General features: G+C 43.4%; 22 protein-coding genes. 18 read left to right on the plus strand and 4 right to left on the minus strand.

Annotation, left to right across the window (positions count from 1 at the left end; translation table 11 throughout):
- Positions 1 to 233: 233 nt before the first annotated feature.
- Positions 234 to 623 (plus strand): DUF2059 domain-containing protein, encoded by a 390-nt coding sequence (locus VGB26_15265; protein ID HEX9759132.1) that lies wholly within the window; start codon positions 234 to 236, stop codon positions 621 to 623.
- A gap of 40 nt (positions 624 to 663) precedes the next feature.
- A complete protein-coding gene (locus tag VGB26_15270; protein ID HEX9759133.1) occupies positions 664 to 2130 on the plus strand; it encodes an FGGY family carbohydrate kinase in 1467 nt (488 codons plus the stop codon).
- A gap of 18 nt (positions 2131 to 2148) precedes the next feature.
- Here VGB26_15270 and VGB26_15275 read toward each other — a convergent pair whose 3' ends face one another.
- Genes VGB26_15275 through VGB26_15290 form a run of 4 tightly spaced genes read right to left on the minus strand, consistent with a single transcriptional unit; the run spans position 2149 to position 6845 of the window.
- Positions 2149 to 3489, minus strand: a complete 1341-nt coding sequence (locus VGB26_15275; protein ID HEX9759134.1) for a DUF4340 domain-containing protein — start codon at positions 3487 to 3489, stop codon at positions 2149 to 2151.
- Positions 3490 to 3530: 41 nt separating this feature from the next.
- Positions 3531 to 5105 (minus strand): Gldg family protein, encoded by a 1575-nt coding sequence (locus VGB26_15280; protein ID HEX9759135.1) that lies wholly within the window; start codon positions 5103 to 5105, stop codon positions 3531 to 3533.
- Positions 5106 to 5111: 6 nt separating this feature from the next.
- Positions 5112 to 5891 carry an ABC transporter permease gene (locus VGB26_15285; protein HEX9759136.1) on the minus strand — a complete coding sequence of 260 codons (780 nt, stop codon included), beginning with the start codon at positions 5889 to 5891 and terminating at the stop codon, positions 5112 to 5114.
- An 18-nt stretch (positions 5892 to 5909) separates the two neighbouring features.
- Entirely contained in the window at positions 5910 to 6845 is a 936-nt protein-coding gene (locus VGB26_15290; protein HEX9759137.1) for an ATP-binding cassette domain-containing protein, read from the minus strand.
- Positions 6846 to 7261: 416 nt separating this feature from the next.
- Between VGB26_15290 and era the strand changes: the two genes are divergently transcribed.
- The 16 genes from era (at position 7262) to lpxK (ending at position 25652) form a co-directional block, all read left to right on the plus strand.
- Positions 7262 to 8146 (plus strand): GTPase Era, encoded by an 885-nt coding sequence (era, locus tag VGB26_15295; protein HEX9759138.1) that lies wholly within the window; start codon positions 7262 to 7264, stop codon positions 8144 to 8146.
- Positions 8147 to 8163: 17 nt separating this feature from the next.
- Entirely contained in the window at positions 8164 to 9522 is a 1359-nt protein-coding gene (gene mgtE, locus VGB26_15300; protein HEX9759139.1) for a magnesium transporter, read from the plus strand.
- 14 nt (positions 9523 to 9536) lie between these two features.
- Positions 9537 to 10292, plus strand: coding sequence for a DNA repair protein RecO (gene recO, locus VGB26_15305; protein HEX9759140.1), 756 nt, complete (start codon positions 9537 to 9539; stop codon positions 10290 to 10292).
- Between the two features lie 69 nt (positions 10293 to 10361).
- Complete coding sequence (locus tag VGB26_15310) at positions 10362 to 11933, plus strand: kelch repeat-containing protein (protein ID HEX9759141.1); 1572 nt, start codon at positions 10362 to 10364, stop codon at positions 11931 to 11933.
- Positions 11934 to 12301: 368 nt separating this feature from the next.
- Positions 12302 to 14641 (plus strand): outer membrane protein assembly factor BamA, encoded by a 2340-nt coding sequence (bamA, locus tag VGB26_15315; GenBank protein ID HEX9759142.1) that lies wholly within the window; start codon positions 12302 to 12304, stop codon positions 14639 to 14641.
- 84 nt (positions 14642 to 14725) lie between these two features.
- Complete coding sequence (locus VGB26_15320) at positions 14726 to 15256, plus strand: OmpH family outer membrane protein (protein ID HEX9759143.1); 531 nt, start codon at positions 14726 to 14728, stop codon at positions 15254 to 15256.
- A gap of 76 nt (positions 15257 to 15332) precedes the next feature.
- The gene (lpxD, locus tag VGB26_15325; GenBank protein HEX9759144.1) at positions 15333 to 16376 is read left to right on the plus strand and encodes a UDP-3-O-(3-hydroxymyristoyl)glucosamine N-acyltransferase; all 1044 of its coding nucleotides are present in this window, start codon (positions 15333 to 15335) and stop codon (positions 16374 to 16376) included.
- A 125-nt stretch (positions 16377 to 16501) separates the two neighbouring features.
- Entirely contained in the window at positions 16502 to 16939 is a 438-nt protein-coding gene (fabZ, locus tag VGB26_15330; GenBank protein HEX9759145.1) for a 3-hydroxyacyl-ACP dehydratase FabZ, read from the plus strand.
- Between the two features lie 41 nt (positions 16940 to 16980).
- A complete protein-coding gene (lpxA, locus tag VGB26_15335) occupies positions 16981 to 17754 on the plus strand; it encodes an acyl-ACP--UDP-N-acetylglucosamine O-acyltransferase (protein ID HEX9759146.1) in 774 nt (257 codons plus the stop codon).
- A 39-nt stretch (positions 17755 to 17793) separates the two neighbouring features.
- Positions 17794 to 18606 (plus strand): UDP-2,3-diacylglucosamine diphosphatase LpxI, encoded by an 813-nt coding sequence (gene lpxI / locus VGB26_15340; protein ID HEX9759147.1) that lies wholly within the window; start codon positions 17794 to 17796, stop codon positions 18604 to 18606.
- A 1-nt stretch (position 18607) separates the two neighbouring features.
- On the plus strand, positions 18608 to 19540 hold the full coding sequence (locus VGB26_15345) for a Gfo/Idh/MocA family oxidoreductase (protein ID HEX9759148.1): 933 nt from the start codon (positions 18608 to 18610) through the stop codon (positions 19538 to 19540).
- A 3-nt stretch (positions 19541 to 19543) separates the two neighbouring features.
- Complete coding sequence (gene lpxB, locus VGB26_15350) at positions 19544 to 20677, plus strand: lipid-A-disaccharide synthase (protein HEX9759149.1); 1134 nt, start codon at positions 19544 to 19546, stop codon at positions 20675 to 20677.
- Positions 20678 to 20734: 57 nt separating this feature from the next.
- The gene (gene msbA / locus VGB26_15355; GenBank protein ID HEX9759150.1) at positions 20735 to 22483 is read left to right on the plus strand and encodes a lipid A export permease/ATP-binding protein MsbA; all 1749 of its coding nucleotides are present in this window, start codon (positions 20735 to 20737) and stop codon (positions 22481 to 22483) included.
- The gene (locus VGB26_15360; protein HEX9759151.1) at positions 22467 to 23036 is read left to right on the plus strand and encodes a lysophospholipid acyltransferase family protein; all 570 of its coding nucleotides are present in this window, start codon (positions 22467 to 22469) and stop codon (positions 23034 to 23036) included. Before msbA ends, VGB26_15360 begins: the two co-directional genes overlap by 17 nt.
- Positions 23037 to 23203: 167 nt before the next feature.
- A complete protein-coding gene (locus VGB26_15365) occupies positions 23204 to 24547 on the plus strand; it encodes a 3-deoxy-D-manno-octulosonic acid transferase (GenBank protein HEX9759152.1) in 1344 nt (447 codons plus the stop codon).
- Positions 24548 to 24557: 10 nt separating this feature from the next.
- Positions 24558 to 25652 (plus strand): tetraacyldisaccharide 4'-kinase, encoded by a 1095-nt coding sequence (gene lpxK / locus VGB26_15370; GenBank protein HEX9759153.1) that lies wholly within the window; start codon positions 24558 to 24560, stop codon positions 25650 to 25652.
- Position 25653: the final 1 nt, after the last annotated feature.

Genomic DNA, 25653 nt, shown 5'->3' on the forward strand with positions numbered 1-25653 from the left:
GGGAATGACGAACTGGATTTTGCAGGAACCTCTAATACTTCAAAGGCTTCAACCACAGAATGACTTTGACTTGACCCTTGCCCTGTATGGACCTTAAACACTTTTTAACAATTTTTACCCACTCGATTTCACGAAGACCCATATTTTTTATTATCCTTTTCCTGAATATTGCTCAATGGGGTTACGCTGAGGACAAAACCCATCGAGAAAAAGCCGGGGAATTGGTAAGTTTGATGGACGTTCAGAGAAGTGTTGAAAAAAACTTGGAGGTGATCAAGCAGTTGCAAATCCACCAATTTAAAAGTGCGCCCTTTCCTGAACTTTCCCCAGAGGAACTAAAAAAGCTCCAGGAGGAATTAATAAAACGGATTTCGGGTCATTTGAAATGGGAAAAACTGAAAGAAGGGTATATCGATGTTTTCATGAGAACGTTCACAGAAAAAAAAATAAAAGGAATCATTGATTTTTATAAAAGTTCTATTGGCAAACAATTTGTCGAAAAGACCTCTGAATTAATGAATCAAACCATGGATATTACCCAAGGATTTATCCAAGAGATTATGCCAAAAATTCAGGAGATGACCCCGGAATTTATCCAAAAACATAAAAAGCTTAATCATTAGGAAAAAAAATGATTGTTCAAGGAAGAGATGAACCCCCCGAATGAAATATATTTTATCTGTTGACCAGGGAAGCACCCATTCCAAGGCTGGGCTGGTTGACGAAAAAGGTGAGTTGGTCCAATCTGTTTCTGTGCCACTTCGAACCTTCCGTCCAAGACCCTTTTGGGTAGAACATCGTCCCGAAGAACTCATCAAAAGCCAAAATCAGGCCATTCAATCCTTACTCCAAAAGTCCGGGAAAAGGGGAGGAAGGATCATCGCTATGGGTTTGGCGTCCCAGCGGTCTACTATCATTGTGTGGGAAAAAGATACAGGAAAACCCCTTGCCCCTGCTTTAAGCTGGCAGGATCTTCGGGGCTCAGTTGAGGTGGAGAAATATTCTGGGTTTGGAAGGTTGATTCGAAATAAGACAGGGCTTCTGCTTTCTCCCCATTATGCGGTTTTAAAGCTTCGGTGGATTTTAAAAAACGTAAAAGGGATTCGGGAGAAACTGGAAAAGGGTAAAGTGCTTTGTGGAACAGTGAATTCCTTTTTGATCTGGCATTGGACCCGTGGGGATGTTCATGCCACCGATCCTACCCATGCTGCGCGGATGCTTCTGATGGATTTGAAAACACAAGACTGGGATTCTCAACTTTTAGGCCTTTTTAAAATTCCCAAATCCATTCTTCCTTCCATTCAGACCAGCGTTTCGGATTTTGGATCGATCAAAATCGGAAGATTAAAAATTTCACTAAAAGCCTGTATCGGGGATCAACAAAGCGCTTTGGTGGGTTTAGGTGCAATTAGTAAGAAGGACGCTATCATCAATTACGGGACCGGCGGATTTTTTTTAATGAATACCGGTAAAAATTTAGTTCGCCTTCCGGGTCTTTTAAGCAGTGTGGGATGGTCTACTCCAGAAGAAAAAGTTTATGCATTGGAAGGGACGGTTAATTCAGTTGGAACGGTATTTGATTGGTTGAAAAAAACAGGGATTATTTCTTCACCTACTGAAATTAATCAAATGATTCGTGCTTCCCGCCATCGGTCTTACCTGGTTCCGGCTTTGGCGGGTTTGGGAACCCCCCATTGGTTGAAAAAAGTACAGATGGGTGTTTTAGGTCTTGGGCCATGGACCACAAAAGCCGACCTGGTCCGTGCCGCGGTGGAGGGGATTGCTTTTCTAGTAAAAGATGTAAATGAGGTGCTTCGAAAGGACAAAAATTTTAACATTCAAAACATTCAAGCCAGCGGTGGGATTTCTCACATTGACGGTCTTTTACAAATTCAATCGGATTGGCTTGGAATTCCGGTTAGACGGTCCAATACTTCTGAAGGCACCCTTCTCGGGGCAGGATTACTTGCAGGGGTGGGGTGTGGAATTTGGAAGTCCGTTTATAAAATTCCCAAACCGAAAAAAGGTAAATTATTCTTGCCTAATCTTTCCAAAAAAGAACGGGATAAAATTTATCAAGGATGGAAAAAAGCTTTGCGTTCCGTTCGGGAATTTGGTTTATGGGAGTGATTGGGAAAAAGGAAACTATTATTTTTCTGTTTCTTCATCGTCTTCGCCTTTGAATAAATCAATTTTTTGGGGGATGCTTTTAAAGGTGCTTTTAAAAACGAGAGTGATTCCCAGGTCTTCCAATCCTTGAGCGTACAATTTCCCATCAGCCTCTTTTCCCAATTGCAGCCTTCCTACAGAAACTCCACTCAGGTTTTTTAATTCGATTTCGGTAAGGGGTGGTTGAAGGCCTGCTTCTTTAAAGGAGATTTTATTTTGGGGTTTTTCTTCTGCCTCCAAGGATTCTAAAAATTTAAGGAAATTGGTAACGGAAACCTGGTTGATTTCTTTTTCATCGCCTTCAAGGGTCCAGATATCCTTTGCTTTCCGGAGATAATAGGTATCCTCAGGATTTTTTACAGAGACCTCTTTTACCGAGTCTGGATCAAATACCAGAAGGTGTTTGTCTCGGTAAATGAAAAAATCATTTTTGAAATTATCCAAAAAGGATTTGGAAATCTCATAAACCGGTTTTTCATCGGAAGTCACGGCAAAATATTGACCCTTTTCCGTTTTGAAAATGGATGCCTTGATGGTTTGATTTCCTTCTTTTAGGCGGACCATCAATTCAGGTACCTTAAAGTTTTTTTGGAGTTTTTCTTTTTCTTCCTTAGAGTCCACAAATCCGATTGCCCGTAAGTCCTCAAAATCAAATAGGTTTCCGTTAATTTCTCCGCTATCGGCTTTGGCGGGTTGAGGTTTTCTAATTTTCCATTGGTTTTCTTCCTTAACGAAAAGAAAGGTGGAGTCCTTAAAATCAATGGTGAATTGGGTAATTTGATTACGATCTATTGGGAGTATTTTTTTATTGCGAAGATCAAAGAGTTTCTTGGTCAGAGAATTCTTAATTCCTTTTTCGACCAAGACGACCTGCTGATCGCTTTCCCGCTTAACGAAAAGCGTGTTAAAGATGGGCCCGTCATCCCCCACCAAAATGGTCTCTTTTTTTTCGCCATCAGAGTCTTTTTGAGTTAAAGAAATTTTTATTTGCGGTTGGTCAAAACCGAATTCCCCGCCTTCTTCTAAATCTTCCAGAACACGAGAATGTCTCATTCCGACCACACTGGAGAGGAGCCCTGCAATTTCCCGTTCGTCGGTTTCCGCATGGATGGGTCTCGAGATAACCCATTTCCCCCCCTGACTTTTTGTCAGGTCTATTTCCGCTTCCGGGTCCCGGTATTGTAGTCCAATAAATTGAATATCGGTTTCATTGAATGAAACAACCTTTTGGGCTTGCGTTTCGGCTTCTTTTTTCCTTTCTCCTTGAGGAATTTCAATCCAAAAGAGGTATCCCGTTAAGCCGAGAAGGATAACTGCCATTATGAGTGTATTTCGAAAACGCATGGTTAAAGGGAAAATATTCAGAGACGGCGCCGGCGTTTCCAGATGATGAGTCCGGTGAGAAAAACAATGCCGGGCATTAATATAACAGAAGTATAAAAAACAACGTTTCCTTGAACTTTGGTTAAAAATAAGGGGGAAAAATTCGGTTTTTTGGGTGTAATGGCGATTAGATTTTTTTCTTTTGCCAAGAAATTGATGGTGTTTAGAATAAGATCTCCATTTCCATTAAAATCAAAAGATCCATTAGCGGCAAAGTCAGAATCACCGAAAACGATCAGTATCGGTTCATCCGAGGGCTGGTCCGTGTTTTCCTCCGAGGGTATCTCTAGATCACTTTCTTCTTGGGAACTCGTTTCTTCCGTTTTTTTGGTAACCATTCCTGCAAGGGTCAGAGGCCCTCTAAGATCGGTCTTGGAATTAAAGTTTAGGTCACCTGAAATAATATCTGTTTTAGTCCAACTGTTTTCGGTGGTTTCAGCCAGGGACTGAAAGTTGAGGTGTGAATCCGAGGATTCAAATTGAACCCTTTGGGCAACGGGAAAGAACGTTGCTAAATTAAAACCCTCGGTAATTTCATGATTAGGATATGTGGTCACCACAGGAATGGTTAAGTCTCCGCCAAAGAGTCTGGATAGGGTATCAACGATGATCCCCGGCCCCAATCGAATTCCCCACTGGCTGAAAAAAACATCCAGGTTGGTTTGGGTTTGGGGGTCAATTAAGGCCAAAACCTTTCCTTTTTGATTTAAATAATTCGAAACCGCTTCAATTTCTTGGGGGAGAAAAGCCTTTTGGGGTCCAGCCACCACCAAAACAGCGGTGTCCTCTGGAATTTTTCCGGTTTGAAGAAGGGAAAGGCCCTCCACGTGGTAGCCTTGTTTTTCTAGGGCCCCTTGGACCCGGGAGAATCCTTCCCGTTCCGTGTTGGTAAGGTCATGTTCTCCATGACCTTCCAGAAAGTGAATGGTTTGTTTCTTTTTTTTATTGACCCGAATGAGGGCATTGGTTAATTCTTGTTCGATGATATTTTTAATTTGAGTTTCCTGGTCACCCACTTCGATTACCAGGGTATTGTATTGGGTAATTCCATATTGCCGGGCAATGGCTGGTTTTTGGGAGGGATCAATCACCTGAAATGAGAGGTGATCGGTCTCATTGGAATAACTGTTTAAAAGATCTCTGATTTGATTTTCGCTGGGGGTTTGGGATTCTGTAAATGCAGTTATTTTTACCTTTTGTTCCAAATTTTGGAGAACCTTTTTGGTTTGCGGAGCCAATGAAAAACGGCCGGTTTCCGATAAATCCAACCGCTGGTTATGCCGGGAGGACAGGAAATTTAAAATTCCGATGATGGAAAGAAAAATAACGACCATTAAAAAGCTGTTTAACCCGAATTGGGTAGATCGACGTGTTGAAAAAACCTTGATCGCTTCGAAGTGGGTGATAAAGAAAAAGATCAATAGAACCAGGGAGGCCCCTTCTGCGATGGAGACATAATTCCCCCAGCTTGGGTTAACCCCAAGGGCCAAAAGGCCTCCGAAAAAAAGAAAAAGCCCTAACCACCCTGAAAGCTTACTGAGTTGTTTAATCATATTTTTTTATTTCCACCGATGCGCTTCGATTACCCGGTGGGTCAGAAAAAGGCCGACCGTTGCGAGGCTCAATAAATAAACAACATTTTTTGTATCAATGAGCCCTTTTACAAAACTGCTAAAATGCTCCCCTACAGATAAAAAGGAGAGAATATCACCTAAAACCGAATTCCCTGCTCCCTGGGAGGCGATACCCATAAGCCATAGGAGGAGGGTAATTCCAAAGCCCACAAAACCTGCGATAATTTGATTTTCGGTGATGGAGGATGCAAATAACCCAACCGATAAGATGACTCCCCCTAATAAAAGAAGTCCCAGGTATCCGGCCAAAATAGGTTTCCATTGTAAATCCCCATAAATATTGATGAGAACGGGCATAAACCCGGTTAATAACAGCATCAAAGAAAATACAGAAAAAGCGGCAAGGAATTTTCCAAAGATAATCTCAAGGATAGAGATGGGGGAAGTAAATAATAATTCCACTGTTTTGGTCTTTTTCTCTTCCGCCAGGAGTCGCATGGTCAGCAGGGGTAAGGTGAAGAGAATGACAATGGCCATGTTGTGAAACGCTGGCCGGAAAACCAACTCAATGACATTAATTTCTGGAAGAGCTCCTTGAAGACGCATTAGCTGCATACTTTGGCTGGAAGCAAAAAGAACGATTTGGGAGAAAAGAAACCCGCTGATTAAAAGGAAAACCGAAATCACTACATAGGCCATGGGTGAGGTGAAATAAATCCGCAATTCTTTACTGGTAATGGCGAGCACATTGTTTACCTTTTTCATGGGCTTTATCCGGACCTCCTAAGAAGGTTCTTCCTGTGTCAATTTAAGAAACACATCTTCCAAAGTCATGGAGACACTTTTCAATTCCAGAAGGCCCCATCCTTTATTCACTACGCAGTGGGCCACATCCTCCCGAATATCAGTCCCCAGTTCGGATTCCACTATATAAATTTGTCCGTTGGTGTTAGGTTCTTCCAAAACATGAGTCACCCGGTTCAAAGATTGGAGGACCTCTGGTATTTGAGGCGTAGGATTACGAACGATAATTCGAATTTTTTCCGATTGGCGAAGATTTGCAGAAAGATGTTCTGGGGAGTCAATGGCCCGTATCCGCCCCTCATGAATAATAATCACTCTTTGGCAAATGGCAGTGGCCTCAGGCAGAATATGGGTGCTTAAAATTAGGGTGTGCGCCCCAGCCAATTCGTGAATGAGTCCACGCATTTCAATGATTTGCTTGGGGTCAAGACCTACGGTGGGTTCATCCAAAATCAATACGTCAGGATTATGAATTAAAGCTTGAGCAAGGCCAACCCGTTGCCGAAACCCCTTTGAAAGGTGGCCAATCAATCGCTCCCGAACGGCTGTAAGGTTGCACCTTTCCAATGCATAAGTGAGGGCTTGGTTTTGGGATGACTTTGGAACTCCTTTAATTTTTGAGATAAAGTTTAAGTATTCCTTAACGGTCAATTCATTATAGAGTGGGGGGTTTTCAGGAAGATAGCCAATTCGGCGTCTGGCCTCCAGGGATGCTTCAAAAATATCAAACCCTGAAATAGATGCCGTCCCGGATGTTGCGGGGATGAAACAGGTGAGGATCCGCATGGTGGTTGTTTTTCCGGCACCGTTTGGCCCTAGAAAAGCCAGTACTTCCCCTTTTTCTACGTTGAACGTTATATCTTCAATGGCAGTACGTTCCCCGTAACGCTTGGTCAAATGCTGAACATTTATCATGGGTTATTTTTCAGATAGGGCTGGCTTTTTTGAATAACAATAAAAAACCGTAGTCCCGTTTGTTTGTTGTGGTGGGGCATTAATATGTAAGTTTGAAGAAGTTATTGATCCCCACCCGCCAATGGCCCCAAATTCTTTCCCACAAGAGTGAATGACGGAAATGTAAAAAGGTCCCAGGAACGGGGATTTGAGAAACCTTTTTTTCCAAACCAGGAAATTATTACAGTAAACCCAAAGCCTTTGTCAAGCCTAGGCTATAAAAGTGAGCCTGGAGAATTAAGTTCCTTTTTTTTCTGTTAAAAAAATTGGACCAATGTGAAAAACCCCCGAAAATGAACGGGTTGCTCATAATTTAAACAATGTGATAAAATCAAACGTTTTTTGGTAATGACCAACTGCTTTTCAAGGAGAGTGGCTTGAGTTTTCGATCCGGGTTTATTGCACTGATTGGCCGTCCGAATGTGGGGAAGTCTACCCTTCTCAATCAGATTTTGGGCGAGAAAATTGCTATTGTTTCCGACAAACCCCAAACTACCCGAAACCAGATTTTGGGGGTCAGAAACCTTCCGGATACCCAGTTGGTTTTTTTGGATACCCCTGGAATTCACAAACCCCGGCATAAATTAAACCAACGAATGGTGGATGGGGCTCTGAAAACTTTTAATCAGGTAGACATTCTGGCCTTCTTGGTTGAAGCAACGGGCATGCCGGGAACCGGGGATCGGTTTATTTTAGAAAGCCTGCGCGGTGTCAAAAAAAACAAATATTTAATTGTTAATAAAATTGATTTGGTCCAAAAAGTAACATTATTACCTTTGATTACAGAATATGCCAGAGAATGTTCGTTTGATGAAGTGTTCCCCGTGTCTGCCCTTAAGGGGGAAAATGTTGAACCTTTGGTAAAAAGTTTTTCCGGTCTCCTTCCGGAAGGAGACCCTTTTTTTCCTGAAGATGTTATTACAGATCAACCCATGCGCTTTATTGCGGGTGAAATGATTCGGGAGCAAGTATTGAAGAGGACCCGGGATGAAATCCCTTATTCGGTGGCGGTATGGATTGAGTCTTTTAAGGAGGATCCGGGGCGCCCCTTGGTTCGTATTCAGGGAATTATTTACGTGGAAAGGGATTCCCAAAAAGGGATTTTAATCGGGAAGGGTGGCGAGCTGTTGAAAAAAATTGGAACAGAAGCCCGATTGGAGATTGAGGGAATTCTGGGAACGAAGGTTTTTCTTGACCTGTGGGTCAAGGTAAGAAAAAACTGGCGGGAGAATGAAAGAGTTCTCCAACAATTAGGCTATTAGTTTTTTTCTGGGTAAAAATGGCGACGCGATACGAGATTGTTTTGGAAACTGTTCAGCGCTTTTTGCGCCGTGGGGCTATTGCGAACCTGTCTAATATGGTGAACAAGATGCACCCCGCGGATATCGCAAAGGTGATTCGCCACCTGATGACCACTCAGGAAAAAAGGACGATTTTCGACCTCATCAAGGATACGGGGAACAAAGCCACTGTGATCAGTGAAATTGATGCTGCCAGCGGGAGGGAAATTTTAGGGGATATGTCCTCCCCTGAGGTGGTCAAAATCCTAAAGGAACTTCCTGCCGATGATAATGCCGATATTTTAGGAGAATTTCCGCCTGAAAAGGCAAAGGAGATTTTGCAATTAATGGGGAAGGAAGACTCCCTGGAGGTTGAAGGCCTTCTGAAATATCCTGATGAAACCGCGGGTGGCATTATGACCACCAACTTTTTTGCGCTCCAGGAAGATATAACTGCCCAGGAGGCCATCAAACGACTTCAAGAAGAAAAAGAAGCAGAAATGGTTTTTTATATTTACGTAGTGGATCCTAAAAAGAGATTGGTGGGGGTTCTATCGCTTCGCCAGCTATTGCTGGTACCTCCTCAAAAGATGCTTCGTGAAATCATGACCACAGAGGTTTTTTTCGTTCATACCGATGAAGACCAGGAAGAGGTGGCCCGCCAGGTCGCCCGATATAATTTCTTGGCCCTTCCGGTTGTTGATTCGGAAAACCACCTGGTGGGAATTATAACCGTGGATGATGTGATAGACGTGATCCGAGAAGAAGCTACAGAGGATATTTTGAAAATGGCTGGAACCACGGAAGAGGAGGTATTATTAAACACCTCCAGTATCAAAGCCGCCCGGTTCCGACTGCCTTGGCTTTTGACCAACTTGGTGGGGGGAATTATAACCGGCGGTTTTCTTTGGTTTTTCAGATTAGCCATTCAGGAAGTAATTGCCTTGGCCACCTTCATTCCGGTCATTACAGCAACGGGAGGAAATATTGGTCTTCAAACGTCTACCATCATGGTGAGAGGCCTTGCCACGGGCCGAATTGAATTGACGGATGTCTGGAAAGTTTTTTTTAAAGAGTTAAGGGTGGGAGGGTTGATGGGTTTTATTTGCGGATCCATTGTGGGAATTGTTGCAAACCTTTGGCATGGACATATGATGTTGGGGGTTGTGGTCGGGGTTTCCATGTTTTTTGCGATTACCATTGCAGCGGCAACGGGAACCCTGGCCCCTGTGGTTTTAAAAAAACTGGGAGTCGATCCCGCAATTTCCTCGGGGCCATTTGTCACCACCGCAAATGATATTTCCGGGTTGATTATTTATCTGAGTCTTGCAACGGTTTTGCTTCATTATTTACGGTAACCCGATGGAATAAAATGTCGCTCATACGAACCGAGGGGATAGTTTTACGGAATAAAACGTTGGGAGAATCCGATCGATTGGTACACCTGTTTACCTTGACCCATGGAAAGTTGAAGGGGGTTGCAAAAGGGGCCAGACGGCCAAAAAATCGGTTTGGAAGTGCTTTGGAACCTATTACCCATGCGAGCCTTTTTTTATTTGAACGGCGAACCGGAGGTCTTTTCCAAATCCAAGAAGCCGAAATCATCCGCTCCTTTCAGGCCTTAAGGGAAGATCTTAATACCATTTTTTATGCAAGCCATTTTTTAAGATGGATCGAGGCCTTTCTTCCCGAGGGAGAATCTCGACCCACCTGTTTTCATCTCCTGAGGGAGTTTTTATCCCTGCTCGGTGAGGTGAAGGATGTTGAAAGTTTGGCCCGGTGTTTTGAAATTAAGGTTTTGGATTTATCAGGGTTTCGACCCCGGTTAGATGTTTGCGGTGATTGTGGGAAAACCTTGGAAAGAAAAAAGATTTACTTTTCTTTTTTAGAGGGAAGGGGGTTGTGCAACAATTGCGGATCTCAGGAAAACCGTTTTCATTCCTTCCTGTCTCCGGGGACCGTTGCTTCCGTCCATCAAATTCTAACTCTTTATCCGAACAAGGTGAGCCGTTTGCATTTAAATGTTTTGATGAAGAAGGAACTTGGGAAAATGACCCGTGATTATGCCAAACATTTGTTGGGAAAAGAAATTGGAACAGAGCAGATGCTTTGTCACTCCTTTGGTTGAGGGGTCTTTTTTAAATTGTTTCTTTCAGTTATGAGGATCCTTCAATGGGTTTTAAAGGAAGGTTTAATAATGAATACGTTTATTAAAATTTTTTTAGGTTTATCTCTATTTTCTTTTTTGGGGTGCGGCAGCGGTAATGGAGGAGGGGAAGGGCAAGTTACAATTATAAGTGAAGATAAATTAGCCTCTGTAACTATTCCCCCCGGAGCCCTACCGGACGGAATGCCTTCTTCTGAGATAAGCGTAGATGTTGCTGGTACAGTGAATCTCCCTGATGGAAATATTGGTCAGGCCTATGAGTTTAAACCCCCGGGAACGCAATTTAAGCAAAATGTGACCATTTCCATTGAATACCTTGACCCAAGAATGGATCCCCAAGATACCCCTATTCCTTCAGGAACTAGTGAATTTGATCTTGGGTTGGTAAAGTTTGATCCAAATGGAAATAGCTGGGGACCGGTGGAAAATTTAAGGCTTGATCCCCTAAATAATGTTGTGAGTGGCACTACCACTAGTTTTAGTATTTATGGAATAAAGGATTTTGGGTTAGGAGGTTCGACCACTCCAACTTCAACCGATATGTCTGGATTTCGTGTAAACCATACGGCAACTCCTTTGTATGATGGTACGGTTTTGGTCAAAGTGTTATTTGCTGGAGGGCGTACCATTGTTGATGTGAATACGGATGTTCTTATTAGTGGGGAAATTTTTAATTTGAGTAATAATGAATTTGAAAAACCCACTCCTGTTGTTTTTATGAAAGAAGCCCGAAACGGACATTCGGCAACCCTTTTATCAGACAATAAAACAGTTCTAATTGCAGGAGGGCAAGGCTCAAGAGAAACCGGCTTTGCCATTTCAAATAGTGCTGAGTTATTCGACTCCCAACAAAATAAATTTGAACTCCTTCAAAGTACTATGACGGAAAAACGGATCGGGCATACGGCCACTCTACTTGATAATGGGGAAGTTCTCATTGCCGGAGGACAAACCCGGCTTTCCAATAACCCCCTTATTTTTCATCTCAGTGCGGAGCTATATGATCCTACTGGTAGAACTTTTAGTCCAACTTCCGGTTTAATGAATAGCCCTCGAATTGGCCATACCGCAACAAAGCTCGGTGATGGAACGGTTTTAATTGCAGGTGGGAAGGATTCAAATGAGGGTTTTCTTAGGACCGTCGAGTTATATAACCCAGTGGATGGTAGTTTTAAACCTCTAAAAGATTTGAAAGAGTATAGGGCTTCCCACACCGCAACCCTTCTAACTGACGGGAATATACTGATAGCGGGAGGTTTTGGAATAGATGGAAAAATATTAACAAGTGTTGAGATTTATGATCCCGTGGCAGGACCATTGGCACAAGAAATTAATATGGTTATACCTCGGGTTCACCATACCGCCACCATTCTCCAGGAAGGTTCGGTTTTAATTGCAGGTGGAACCAGTAATGGTTCGAACGTTCTTTCAAGTACTGAACTTTACCTCCCAAGTTCTTTTGCTTTTGAGGAGAGGAGAAGTCTGTTTGATTCCAGATTCAGCCATACAGCCACCCTCCTTCAGGATAATTCAGTCCTTTTAACGGGGGGGATTGGAATAAAGGGAGTACAAAATAGCGCGGAAATTTTCAAGGCCAATTGATCGTTTTTCAATTTAAAGTAAAAGTCCCTCCCCTGAACTCCATTAATATCGAATAAAAAAAACCCTTTTAATTATCCTCTGTTTTGTTTTGGTTTCCAAGAATCTGATTTTATTAACACTTTACTATTTACAGAGGTGTTTGAAAATGGTATTTTTAGCAGATTTTCATGAGTTAATAAGGATAACCGGAATAAAGAGCCAGATTTATCGTTCCGTATTTAGAAAAGCCCTCCTAATGAAGGTTGGACTTTTCAAAAAAATATCATTTCTATTACCTTCCCTCTCTAGGGAACCAGAAACATTTCGTAAATGAATTGGGAAAAATCGGTGGAACCATATTTCAAATTGGAATTCTGGGGACTTCGACCTTGATTAGGTCTGTTCTTCAGTTTTGGGTTCGAGTCAGTATTACTTCTTTTTTGATAGGGGTGAGCGTGGTATCCGCTTTAGCGCAGGAACAAAGTATTTTTGTGAAGCTCGTTGAAATTCAAGGAAATCACAGGATAGAGGACTCCACCATCCGCGCAAAACTTCAAATTGAAGAAGGCGGCCTTTTTGATTGCCGGGTTATCCAGGAAGATATCCGGGCCATTTTTCAACTGGGCTATTTTGAGGATGTGCAGGTTAAATCGGAAGGGTTTGAAGGGGGCATTAAAATTATTTACGTGGTTTCAGAGCGACCTTTTGTTTCGGAAATTCAGTTTGAGGGGTATGATGGGGTCACTTTAGAAGATTTGAATGAACAGATCTCTCTTGAAGTAGATAACTTTTTTGATGAAAAGCAATTGAAGTCAGATGTGGAAAAAGTCAAGAAGTATTACGAAGAAGAAGGATTATCCAACGCAAAGGTCGTTCCAGTGGTCAAGGTTTTGGATGAAGAGAGAGTCAAAGTCATTTTTTTAATTGAAGAGGGGGAAAAAGTTTTAGTCCGGGAAATCCGCTTTGAAGGAAACGAAGCCTTTTCCTCTAAAAAATTGAAAAAAGAGTTGGCCACCCGTGAATATTTTTGGTTAACCTCATGGTTGACGGAATCCGGACGTTATAAAAAAGATCAGCTTTTAATCGATGCTGAGAGGCTAAGGGAAGTCTATCTGAACAATGGGTATTTGGAAGTTCAGGTGGGAGAACCCAAAGTGGAAATTAATCAGGAGGAAGCGGCCTATATCCTCACCTTTTCACTAATTGAGGGAAAACAGTATACGGTTGAAGGGATGGGTTTCCGAGGAAATAAAATCATTGGAGATAGTGAGCTTAAAAGGCAGGTGGAGACAGCGGAAGGGGAAGTTTTCCGAAGAAATGTTTTGAGAAGAGATATTGGGGTTCTCACAGATGCCTACGGAGAAATTGGATATGCTTTTGCCAATATTGTTCCTCAAATGCAACCCAACCCCGAGACCCAAAAGGTGTTTATCCTATTTGAGGTAACGGAAGGGAAACCGGTTAAAGTGGGGAGAATTAATGTTTATGGAAATGATAAAACCCGAGATAAGGTCATTCGCCGAGAAATCAGAATGGATGAACAGGAGTTAATTAACACCAAAGGTTTGAAAAGAAGTTTTCAACGGTTGAACAACCTCAATTTTTTTGAAACGGTGGAAATCCTTCCAGAAGGGGTTTCAGAAGACCAAATGGATTTAAATGTTCGGGTGAAAGAAAAGGCGACGGGCTCCTTCAGCGTGGGGGGGGGGTATAGTTCGGTCGATAATTTAGTAGGAATTTTTGAGCTTTCACAGGGGAACCTCTTTGGGCGGGGTCAGCTTCTCCGGGCAAAGGCGGAATTTGGAAGCCGAAGAAACACCTACAGTTTGACCTTTCGGGAACCTTACTTATTAGATTATCCTATCTCAGGGACCACCAACATTTTTAAATTAGAACGGGATTTTGATACCTATGAAGAAAAAAGGGTGGGAGGTGACGTCATTTTAGGTAAATCCATTACCGAATATGTGAGTGGAAGCGTTAGCTATAAATATGAGGAACTGGAACTCTTTAATATTGATTCAACCAACCCCATCATTACGGCTCAGGAGGGGAAACAGAGTACCAGCAGCGTTGGTTTACAGTTATCCTACGATTCCAGGGACAATTTTTTGGATACCCGTGAAGGAATGCGAAACTCAATTTCTTTTGAATTTGCGGGAACAGGGCTTGGGGGTTCCAATGATTTCTTAAAGGTAGTAGGGGACTCTAGTAAATATTTTCCTCTCTGGTGGGATATGGTTTTTTTAATTCATGGACGATTGGGTTACGGAACAGGTCTCCGGGGAAAAGACCTTCCTCTTAGCGAGCGGTTTTATGTTGGGGGAATCAATACGGTGAGGGGGTTTGATTTTGGGAAGGCGGGCCCCAGGGAAGAAGTAACGGTGGTTACGATTGACCCTGTTACCAGTGTGATTACGTCCACCAGTGTTCCAGGAGAAGTGATCGGTGGAGACCAAGAATTGATTTTTAATTTTGAATATATTGTTCCTTTGGTAAAGGAGGCCAACATTAAAGGGGTGTTGTTTTTTGACGCTGGGCGAGGGTATGACAATAGTTTGCTTTATTCAGAAAATTTTTATGACTTTCGCCTTCGTTATAGTTGGGGTTTTGGGATCCGTTGGATTTCCCCAGTGGGGCCCCTTCGATTGGAATGGGGCTTCAACTTGGATCCTCGAGAAGGTGAAAAAGCCAAAACTTTAGAGTTTTCCATTGGAACCTTGTTTTGACATTAGGTTAAAAACCTTTCGGGATCAGTTTAGAGATATTTCAAAAATGATTTGTTAGCTTTTGAAAAAGGGAGGAGATGATTTATGGTAAGTCGATGGTTCTTCGTTTGCTTAATGACTGTAATCGGGTTGGGTGTTGGGTCTTTGGGGCATTCCGCAGAAAGTAAACCGATTGGTTTTGTAGATGCCCAAGCGGTTTTGGAAAATACCAAGGAAGGGAAAAGAGCCAAGGAAACATTAGAGGAGTATTTAAAAAGTCGGCAAAAAATAATGGATTTGGACGAAAAAGAAATTAAAAGAATTGAGGAGGAAATTACAAAACAATCCTCTGTTTTAAGTCCGGAGGCCAAAAAAAGTAAGGAAGATGATTTGAAAAGAAAATTTATTGAATTCCAACAAAGGGGAGAGCGCCTCCAGCGGGAAATTCAAGGAAAACGCTCTGAGGTATTAAAGGAATTTTATAAAAATCTTGAAAGTGTGATCAAAAAAATTGCCGAGAAAGATGGGTATGAAATGATTTTTGATGGCCAAGAGGGAGGGGTCCTTCTTTTTGCGAAAGACGGTCTAAATTTAACTCAACAAGTTATTGAAGAATATGATAAAATGTTCCCTTAAGGTTTAAAGAGGGGTCATTTAACCTTTACCTGAATCGTCCTATTAAGAAAAATTTATTTTCAGACCTTTCTAAAATATGGAAATGAAATTATCTGACATTGCGGATGCGGTAGAGGGAACCCTAAAGGGGGATGGAAATATCCTCATCAAAGGAATTGCCGGGCTTCGGGAAGCCCGGGAAGGGGATATTAGTTTTTTAGCCAATCAAAAATACCTTTCGGAATTAAAGAGTACCCATGCATCTGCCGTTTTGGTTCCAATGGGGATTGAAAAGCCCTTCCCATCGCTTTCGAGCATTCAAGTTCAAAATCCCTACTATGCGTTTAGCCTGGTTCTTCGAGCTTTTTACGGTAAACCCTATCGTCCCACAGGAATCAGCTCGCAAGCAGTGTTGGGGGAAGGGGTGACAATTGGGAAGGATCCTTCCATCGGGCCTTTTGTGACCCTAGGAAAGGGAACCCGTTTGGGGGACCGGGTAACGGTTCATGCAGGTTCTTTTGTGGGTGAAGACACCGAAATCGGGGATGATTGCTTGATATACCCCAATGTGACAATTCGCGAACGGGCAGTATTGGGTAAAAGAGTGATTATCCATAGTGGAACCGTTATTGGGAGTGACGGTTTTGGATATGCCGAACATAAGGGCCAGCACCACAAAATCCTTCAGGTTGGAAATGTCATCATCGAAGATGATGTGGAGTTAGGAGCCAATGTGGCCATTGATCGGGCTGCTCTTGGAAGGACGGTTATTGGACGAGGAACCAAGGTGGATAACTTGGTTCAAATTGCTCATAATGTTAGAATTGGTCAACACTGCCTGTTGGTTGCCCAGGTGGGTATTTCTGGAAGTACGGAGCTAGGAAACTATGTGACCCTTGCGGGGCAAGTGGGGGTGGTAGGACATATTCGGATTGGTGATCAAGTCATTATTGGTGCGCAGTCCGGTGTGATTAAGGATGTTTCTTCCAAGAAAATGATGTCTGGGTCTCCTGTGATGGACCATCGAGAATGGTTAAAGGCACAAGCTGTTTTTTCAATGCTGCCCGAAATGAAGAAAAAACTTTTGAGTCTTGAAAAACAGGTAAAGGAATTAAAGGAGATTCAGAAAAAAAAGGATTGATTGCCCATCCAAACAGTAAAGCAGCGTATAAAGGGCCGCACTTATATGTGTATCTTTTTATGGGGTAGGACGGTTTTAGGGAATTCCTTTTTCAAAATGTGTATTAGCAATGTGAGGACACCCGTATGATTGATATTCGAGAGATTCTATCTATTCTTCCCCACCGGTATCCCTTTCTTCTGGTCGATCGAATTCTTGAACTGGAAATAGGGAAACGCGTGGTGGGTTTTAAAAATGTAACTTTTAATGAGGAATATTTCCAAGGTCATTTTCCGGAAGAACCGGTGATGCCGGGGGTTTTGATCATTGAGGCCATGGCCCAGGTGGGAGGGATCTTGGCATTTAAATCCAGTGAGGAAATAAAACGGAAGGTCGTGTATTTTGCAGGCATTGATAAAGCCAAATTTAGAAAGCCGGTGGTCCCGGGGGATCAGCTTCGAATGGAGCTGGACGTCCTTCATGTGAGACAGCCCTTTTGGAAAATGAAGGGTACAAGTTATGTGGAAAAGAGTTTGGTTTGCGAGGCGGAATTGACCGCCATGATTTCTGAAAGGAAAAATTAGGATAAATAACAAAAAAAAACGTAAACGACAGGAGTTCTCTTTTGGAAATACATCCAACCGCAATCGTTAATCCCAAAGCTGAAATTGCCGAAGATGTCAGTATTGGCCCCTTTTCGGTTATTGAAGAAAACGTTCAAATCGGGCGAGGCAGTAAAATTGGAACCCACGTGGTGATCGAAAATGGTTCCGAAATCGGAGAGGGTTGTACTTTTTTCCCCTTCTCTTCCATTGGAGGGGTTCCTCAAGACCTCAAATTCAAAGGCGAAGATTCTAAAGTGAGAATTGGGAACGGAAACACGTTTCGGGAATATGTCACTGTTAACCGGGCCACGCTTGAAGGAAGTGGGGAGACGGTTATTGGAAATGGAAACTTTTTTATGGCTTATGTCCATATTGCCCATGATTGCCGAATTGGAAACCATGTCATCATGGCCAATGCGGCTACCTTAGCAGGCCACATTTCCATTGAGGACTTTGCCATCATTGGGGGCTTGGTAGGGATTCATCAATTCGTGCGAATTGGTGCCTATGCCATGGTGGGAGGATGTTCCGCCATCGGGCAAGATATCCCCCCTTTTATGACGGCCTCGGGAATCCGGGCTTCCCTGTTTGGGTTAAATTCCCTGGGTTTAAAACGGCACGGGTTTTCCGAAGAGAGAATTGCCGTGTTAAAAAAAGCCTATAAAATTCTCTTTCGTTTAAAACTGACACTCAAGGAGGCAGTCAAAAAAGTACGGGATGAGGTGGAGTCTACACCGGACGTGGAGGCCCTGCTTCTTTTTATAGAAAACTCAAAAAGGGGGGTTTGCAGATGAGTTTAACGTTAAAAGTAGAACCATCGAAATAAACGTTAAATGGAGAGAATAGGCCTAATTGCAGGAAATGGAAGGTTTCCCCTTCTTTTTGCCCAGGGGGCTCGTAACCAATCTGTGAGTGTGACAGCGGTGGCCCACGTGGGAGAAACCCTTCCTGAATTAAGTGAATGGGTTGATAAAATTTTCTGGATTCGGGTAGGCCAGTTAGGAAAAATGATCAAAATTTTTAAGGCGGAAGGGGTAAAAGAGGTGGTGATGGCCGGGGGAATTAAAAAAACCCGTTTGTTTGCGGATGCCTGGCCGGATATTCGTTCTCTGACTCTTTTAGCAAAAGTTAAAGAGAAAAAAGACGATGCTTTACTCCGCGCGGTGGCCGGAGAATTGGAACGGGAGGGGATTAAGGTTTTGGAATCTACCCTTTATTTGAAATCCCTTTTGGCCCAAAAAGGAGTTATGACCAAACGAAAACCAACTACCCAGGAATTGGAGGATATCCGTTTCGGTTGGTCTCTGGCACGAGAAATCGGCCGGCTGGATATTGGACAATGTTTGGTTGTAAAAAATAAGGTGGTGCTGGCAGTGGAAGCCATAGAAGGGACTGATGAGACCATCAAACGGGCAGGTCGGCTTGGAAAAGAGGGGGTTGTGGTTATTAAAATGTGTAAACCCCAACAGGATTTCCGTTTTGATATCCCTGCAGTGGGAATTGAAACCATTCGTGCCATGGGGGAGGTAAAAGCCTCCGTGCTGGCATTGGAGGCGGGACGGTCAATTTTGCTGGATAAGGACGAAACACTGGACCTTGCCAATCAAAAGGGAATTTCGGTTTTTGGAGTGGAGGAAACGGACTAATATGAAACCAATTCGAGTGGGCGTAATCGGAGTGGGTTATTTAGGAGAACACCATGCCAGGATTTATTCAGAAATGGATGGGGTGGAACTGGTCGCCGTGGTGGATCCCAATGAAGAGAGAGCCCGGGAAATTGGAAAGAAATTGGGTTACCCGTTTTATACGAAACATCAAGAAATTTTAAATGCCGTCGATGCCGTGAGTATTGCCGCTCCCACTTCCTTTCATCATGACCTTTCGATTGATTTTCTCAAAAACAATGTGGATGTTTTGTTGGAAAAACCGATGACGGTCACTCTGGAGGAGGCGGACCGTCTGGTACAAGAAGCCGAGCAAAATAAAAGAATTCTTCAAATTGGACATTTGGAACGCTTTAATGGGGCCATTCGAAAATTAAAGGAGGTCGTCAAAGACCCCCGTTTTGTGGAATCCCACCGCATCGGCCCTTTTGTCAATCGGGGAACCGATGTAGATGTAATTTTGGATCTGATGATCCATGATATCGATATCCTATTAAGTATTGTTCAATCCAAGGTCAGTGATATCCGTGCAGTGGGGACTCCGGTGATTTCCTCCAATGTGGATATTGCCAATGCCAGGATTGAGTTTGAGGGAGGTTGTGTTGCCAATGTGACGGCCAGCCGTGTTTCCCTTAAAAAAGAACGTAAGATTAGAATTTTCCAGCCCGACACGTATATTTCTCTTGATTATCAGCTTCAGGAATTAAGGGTTTACCGCCGTGTCATGGACCCGGAGAAAGGGCCACAGATCATGATGGAAAAGATAGGAACCGCAAAAGACGAACCTCTTCGGGTTGAGTTAGAAGCCTTTATTCATTCGGTTCGAAGCAGAGACCAGCCGGTGATTTCCGGCCGGGATGGCCGGGAAGCCCTAAAGGTCGCTTTAAATATTATTTCACTAATGCGTGGATCATGAACCATGCCCAAACGTATCCTAATGGTGGCTGGGGAATCCTCCGGGGACCTGCATGGCGCCCATTTGGCCACCGCTCTTTGGAAATTGGATCCTACCCTGGAAATAATGGGGGTTGGGGGAGATCGGATGCGATGCGCAGGGGTGAGAATTCTTTATGGGATTGAAGACCTTGGTGTGGTTGGTGTCATTGAAGTTTTTTCCCATCTGAAAATCATTGCCAAAGTTTATTGGATGCTGAAACGGCTTCTTCAAAATAAGGAAGCCGACCTTTTAATTTTAATCGATTACCCTGATTTTAACCTTCGGCTTGCACGGGTCTCAAAACGTTTTAAAATTAAGACGATTTATTACATCAGTCCCCAAATATGGGCGTGGCGCAGGGGAAGGATTAAGGTCATTAAGCGTTTGGTCAGTCATATGATGGTCATTCTCCCGTTTGAAAAGAAAATATATGAAGAGGCCGCAGTTCCATGCAGTTTCGTAGGGCATCCTTTGTTAGATGAGATTCCGGTTGATTTTGACCGGAAAGGATTTTGTACCCGGCATGGGATTGACCCCAATCAACCGATTTTGGGAATTCTTCCGGGAAGCCGGCGGTCCGAAATAGGTGCTCACATGCCTGTTTTGCTAAAAACACTACCTCAGATTCAGAAAAGGGTTTCGAATCTTCAGGTTATTATTGCAAGGGCCCCTTCCCTCCGGGAGGAAGATTTCAAAAATTGGAAAACCGCAGAGTCTCAAAGGATACATTGGGTATCGGGTGAAACGACAGAAGTGCTCAAGGCCTCTGATGCGGTGATTACCGCTTCCGGGACGGCCACCCTTCAGGCTGCTATTTGCGGGGCCCCGATGGTGATCATTTACCGTGTTTCTCCCTGGACCTATTTTTTGGGTCGGATGTTAGTGAGGGTTAATTTTATTGGGATGGTCAATGTGGTGGCCGGGAAAAAGATCGTCCCTGAATTTATACAAAATGAAGTCACTCCGGATCGAATCGTGGAGGCGATTTGTCCGATCCTTTTGGATTCCAATCTTCGGGATAAAATACGAAAGGAATTAAATTCCGTGCGTGAAACCCTTGGGACTCCCGGTGCCTCGGTTCGGGCCGCAGAAATTGTCAAAGGGTACCTCAATTAAGTGTTGATGGGAATCTTTCCAGATCTTAAAAAAAATCTGTGAGGATAAAAGGGTTTAATGAAAATCTATTTAAGATTGCTTAGGTACCTTAAGCCTTATTGGCCACGCTTGGTGGTTGCCATTATATTGGCCAGTTTTGTTTCCTCTCTTACAGGAATCCTTGCGTGGCTAGTGGAGCCCGTGTTGGATAAAATTTTCGCCCAAAAAGATACCCAAATGCTTTTTATGCTTACCTCCGCTATTTTTCTGGTTACTTTTTTAAAAGGACTTTTTAGTTATGGTCAGGCCTATTTTATGCGATATGTAGGAAACCGGGTTCTCATGGACCTTCGAAATGAAATTTTCGGTCACACGCTTTCCCTTCCTTTAGGTTTTTTTACGAAATATTCCACCGGAAGATTAATGTCCAGAGTAATTAATGACGTGACCTTGATCCAAAGCGCGGTTTCCGGAGTGGTCAAAGATATTTTCCAACACACCCTCACTGTGTTTGTCCTTCTTGGGGTCATGATTTATCAGGATTGGAAATTAACCCTATTGGCCTTATTTGGGTTTCCCCTATCCAGTTACCTTTTGGTTCGGTTTGGAAAAAGATTGCGACGCTTAAGTCACCTGGGTCAAGAAAATATTTCAGATTTAACCAATCTTTTACAAGAGTCCCTCAGCGGAATTCGGGTGGTGAAGGCCTTCACCATGGATGATTATGAGCGAAAACGTTTTAAAGAAAAAAACCTTTCCTATTTCAGAAACTTGATGAGGGTGACCAAGATTCAAGAGTTAACCTCGCCCTTGATGGAGGTTATTGGTTCCCTGGGCCTTGCCTTAATGGTCGGTTACGGGGGTTATTATGTTATCCAGGGAAATATAACTCAAGGAACCTTTTTTTCCTTTATGGCTGCCTCTATGATGATGTATGCCCCCGTGAGAACATTAGCTTCGGCCAATAATATGATTCAACAGGCCATTGCGGCAAGCCAACGGGTATTTTCCGTTTTGGATGAGGATACGGAGCAGAGTTTTTCGACCGGAACTCACATCTTCGGATCTGTACGCGGCGCCGTTGAATATAAAGGCGTTTCTTTCCATTATGAGGGAAGTGATCTGGCGACCTTAAAGGATGTCTGGGTTAGGGCCCAGCCCGGAGAGATCGTTGCTTTGGTGGGCAGTAGTGGAAGTGGGAAAACCACTCTGGTCAACTTACTTCCTCGGTTTTTTGAACCCACCGCGGGAGAAATTATAATTGACAACATCAAAATTCAGGATGCGACTTTGACCTCTTTGAGACAACAAATTGGAATTGTGAGTCAGGAAACCGTGCTCTTTGATGATACGGTGGTTAACAATATTAGTTATGGGGAACAGGGGGTCAAGGAGGAAGCCGTTATACAGGCCGCTCAAGCGGCTTTTGCTCACCCTTTTATTAGTCGTTTGCCGCAAGGGTACGAAACCATGATTGGGGAGCGGGGGGTAAAACTTTCAGGGGGTGAACGGCAGCGTTTGGCCATTGCCAGAGCCCTACTTCGAAATGCTCCCATTCTGATTTTGGACGAAGCAACCTCGGCCCTGGACAGTGAATCGGAATTAATGGTGCAGCAGGCTTTGGTCAACCTCATGAAAAATAGAACCACCTTTGTCATCGCCCACCGCCTTTCTACCATTAAAAACGCAACCCAGATCCTGGTCCTGGATCACGGGCAGATTGTTGAACGGGGGTCTCATGATGAGCTTCTCCAAAGGGGCGGTGTTTATAAACGGCTTTACCAAGTTCAATTTCGGGAAGAGGAAAATTATGCGGAAAATCTCTGATTGGATTCGTTATTACCTCCTTCCGGTTTTGATCTATGGGTTTATTAAAACCGTGGGTGGGTCGATGAGAATCCAAATCGTGGGAGCGGAGCAGGTAAGGGAGAACTGGAAACAGGGGGTTCCTTTTATTCTTTCTTTTTGGCACGGCAGGCAGTTGATGATTCCCTTAGCCTATGAAGGGAAAAATGTTCATATTCTCATCAGCCAACATCGCGATGGTGAACTGATCAGCCGGGTAATGGTTTTTTTTGGGTATCGGACCATCAGGGGGTCAACCACAAAAGGAGCAATTGCCGGTTTAAAGGGGATGGTTCGGGCCATCCGTGGGGGGTCGGATTTGGCCATTACACCGGACGGTCCGAGAGGGCCCCGTTATGTGGTTCAAGGGGGCGTGTTGGAAATGGCCAAGTTGGCCCAAGTTCCCATTTATCCCGTTTCCTTTGGTGCTTCAAAAAAAAAATCCTGGGCTCTTGGGATGGTTTTTTTATTCCTTTTCCTTTTTCCAAGGGGGTATTTATTTGGGGGAAACCTATTTGGGTGCCAAGAGATGTGACACAGGATGCCTTTGATGCCAAACGAAGAGAGCTGGAAATTTCTCTTTCTGAATTAACAAAACAAGCGGATTCTTATTTTGATCCGAAATAACCGGTTGATCCCATTACAAAATAATCCCGCCGGAGTTCCTTTAACGGGAACCCCTTTATCCCGGATGAATTTAGGATGGATGTGAAAGGTCCCGAACCGTTAGAGCAAACCCTATATTTTTTATATAACCTCCTCCTTCTGCTTTTTCTCCCGTTTGCTTTTGGAATCCTTTCCTGGCGTTGGGTGGTTCAGCCATCCTACCGAAAAGGGATATGGGAGCGATTTGGAATCCACCCCAAGGATATTGGAAAAAAGGAAAAAGGGGAGCGGCTTTTTTGGATTCATGCTGTTTCGGTTGGGGAGGTATTGGCCTCCGTTCCGCTGATTCATGCCATTAGGAAAAAATTTCCAAAAGACCGTTTGATTTTGTCAACCGTCACGGTTACGGGCCAGGAAATTGCGCTGCAAAAAATTCCAGAAGTGGATCGGATGATATATTGTCCTTTTGATTTTCCTTGGGCGGTCCAGCGTGTTGTGGAAATTCTTCGCCCCAATTTATTTATATTCTTAGAAACGGAGCTTTGGCCTAATTTACTTCGTTGTTTAAAAAAGAAAGGGGTTGCATCCTTGATGGTGAATGGGAGAATCTCACCCGGCTCGTTTAGGAATTATCGATGGGCCCGTGTGTTTTTCCGGAGGGTGTTGGGGCAGGTCTCTACCTTTTCTGTTCAAACAGAGCGGGACGCTAGGTTCTTGCAAGAACTAGGAGCAGACCCCCTTACCATTGAATGTATGGGGAATATGAAGTATGATCAATCTTTTAAGGTGTTTGGGGAAGATGAATTAAATTCCCTCCGACAAAATCTGGGAATTGAGAAAAAAACCATGGTTTTTGTCGTTGGTAGCACCCATGAAAAAGAAGAAGCATCCCTCCTAGACCAATTCGGGGAAATGGTTTCCCGATGGGGTTCCTTTGTAATGATTTTGGCCCCTAGACATCTGGATAGACTTCCATCCATTGAAACTCTCTTGGAACAGAGAAAGATTCCCTATTTTCGGAAGACGGATTTGCTGGCATTAAGGAGAAAAGGCGACCCCGGATTAGGCAAAACCGGGGTAATCCTTTTGGATACGTTGGGTGAGTTATCAAGCTATTATCGGTTAGCCACGGTGGTTTTTGTGGGGGGAAGTCTGGTTCCCATTGGGGGTCATAATATTCTGGAACCTGCCGCTTATGGGAAATTTAGTTACTTCGGTCCGTATATGCATAATTTTTCCGAAATCAGTTGTTTAATGAAAGAGCGAGGTGGGGGGGTTGAAGTGGAGAACGTGAAGGAATTGGTGGAAAAAATAGAAACGATTTTAAAAAAACCTGCCGAGTTGGAGCGTCGAGGAAGGGAGGCATTTAAAGTGGTGGAAGAAAACCGCGGTGCGGTGGAAAAAAATATGAAATTGATCGAGAAATTTATAACCCCGTGAGTTTGAGGGAATGGAACCGTGGCTTGGAAAGGGAAAAAGGATTGCGAACTGGGGTCCTGGGGCCAAAAATATTTTATTTTTTCCATTAACCCTTTTATCATTTGTTTTTTTAATGGCCGTGTTCCTCAGGGTTTTCCTGTACCGTGCAGGAATTTTCACTACGCAAAAACTCAACTGTAAGGTGGTCAGTGTTGGCAATTTAACTGTTGGAGGTACCGGGAAAACTCCCTTGATATTGGCAATGGCCAAACAATTTCGTGATTTGGGAGAACGGGTTGTGGTCATCAGCAGGGGATATAAAGGAAGAAAAAAGGAAAAAATAACGATTGCCTCTCAAGGCGATGGGCCTCTGGTTTCCTGGGAAGAAGTGGGTGAAGAACCTTTTTTATTGGCCGACCGATGCGAGGGGGTTCCTGTCTTGGTGGGAAAAAACCGTTATGAGGTGGGGCGGTTTGCTTTGGAAAATTTTCGACCCACGGTTATTCTTTTGGATGATGGTTTTCAGCATCTAAAGCTTTTTCGGGATTTAAATGTTCTTTTGATTGATTGCACCGCTCCCTTCGGAAATGGTTATCTTCTTCCCCGGGGTCCACTCAGGGAACCTTTATCCCATATCAAAAGGGCATCCGCCATTGTTTTTAGCCGTGTGAGCCAATCAAAAAACCTACAACAGATAAAACAAAAAATTGAACCTTGGATTGAGGAGAAACCTGTTTTTCATTTAAATTTTTTTCCGATGGGTTTTGTTTCTATCGGAACCAAAAAGGAAGAGGACCTTACCCTGGTGAAGGGGAAAAAAATTTTGGCCGTTTCCGGAATCGGAAATCCTTTTAATTTTCACCAAACCCTTTTGAAATTAGGTCCCCAAGAGGTTTTAGAAAAAGTATTTCCGGATCATTATTTTTATTCCCGTCGGGATTTTAAAAAAATACTGGATGCCGGTAAAGGGATGGATTGTATTATTACGACCGAGAAAGATGGGGTTAAGCTCGAACGTTTTCTTGGGAAGGGATCTTCCTTATGGGCCTTGAGGATCGAGGGAAGAATTACGGAAGGAGAGGAATGGATGGATTTTCTAACCAAAAACAATCACGGTTTTGAATAGA

It is taken from the genome of Nitrospiria bacterium, assembly GCA_036397255.1.
Classification (GTDB): Bacteria; Nitrospirota; Nitrospiria; order DASWJH01; family DASWJH01; genus DASWJH01.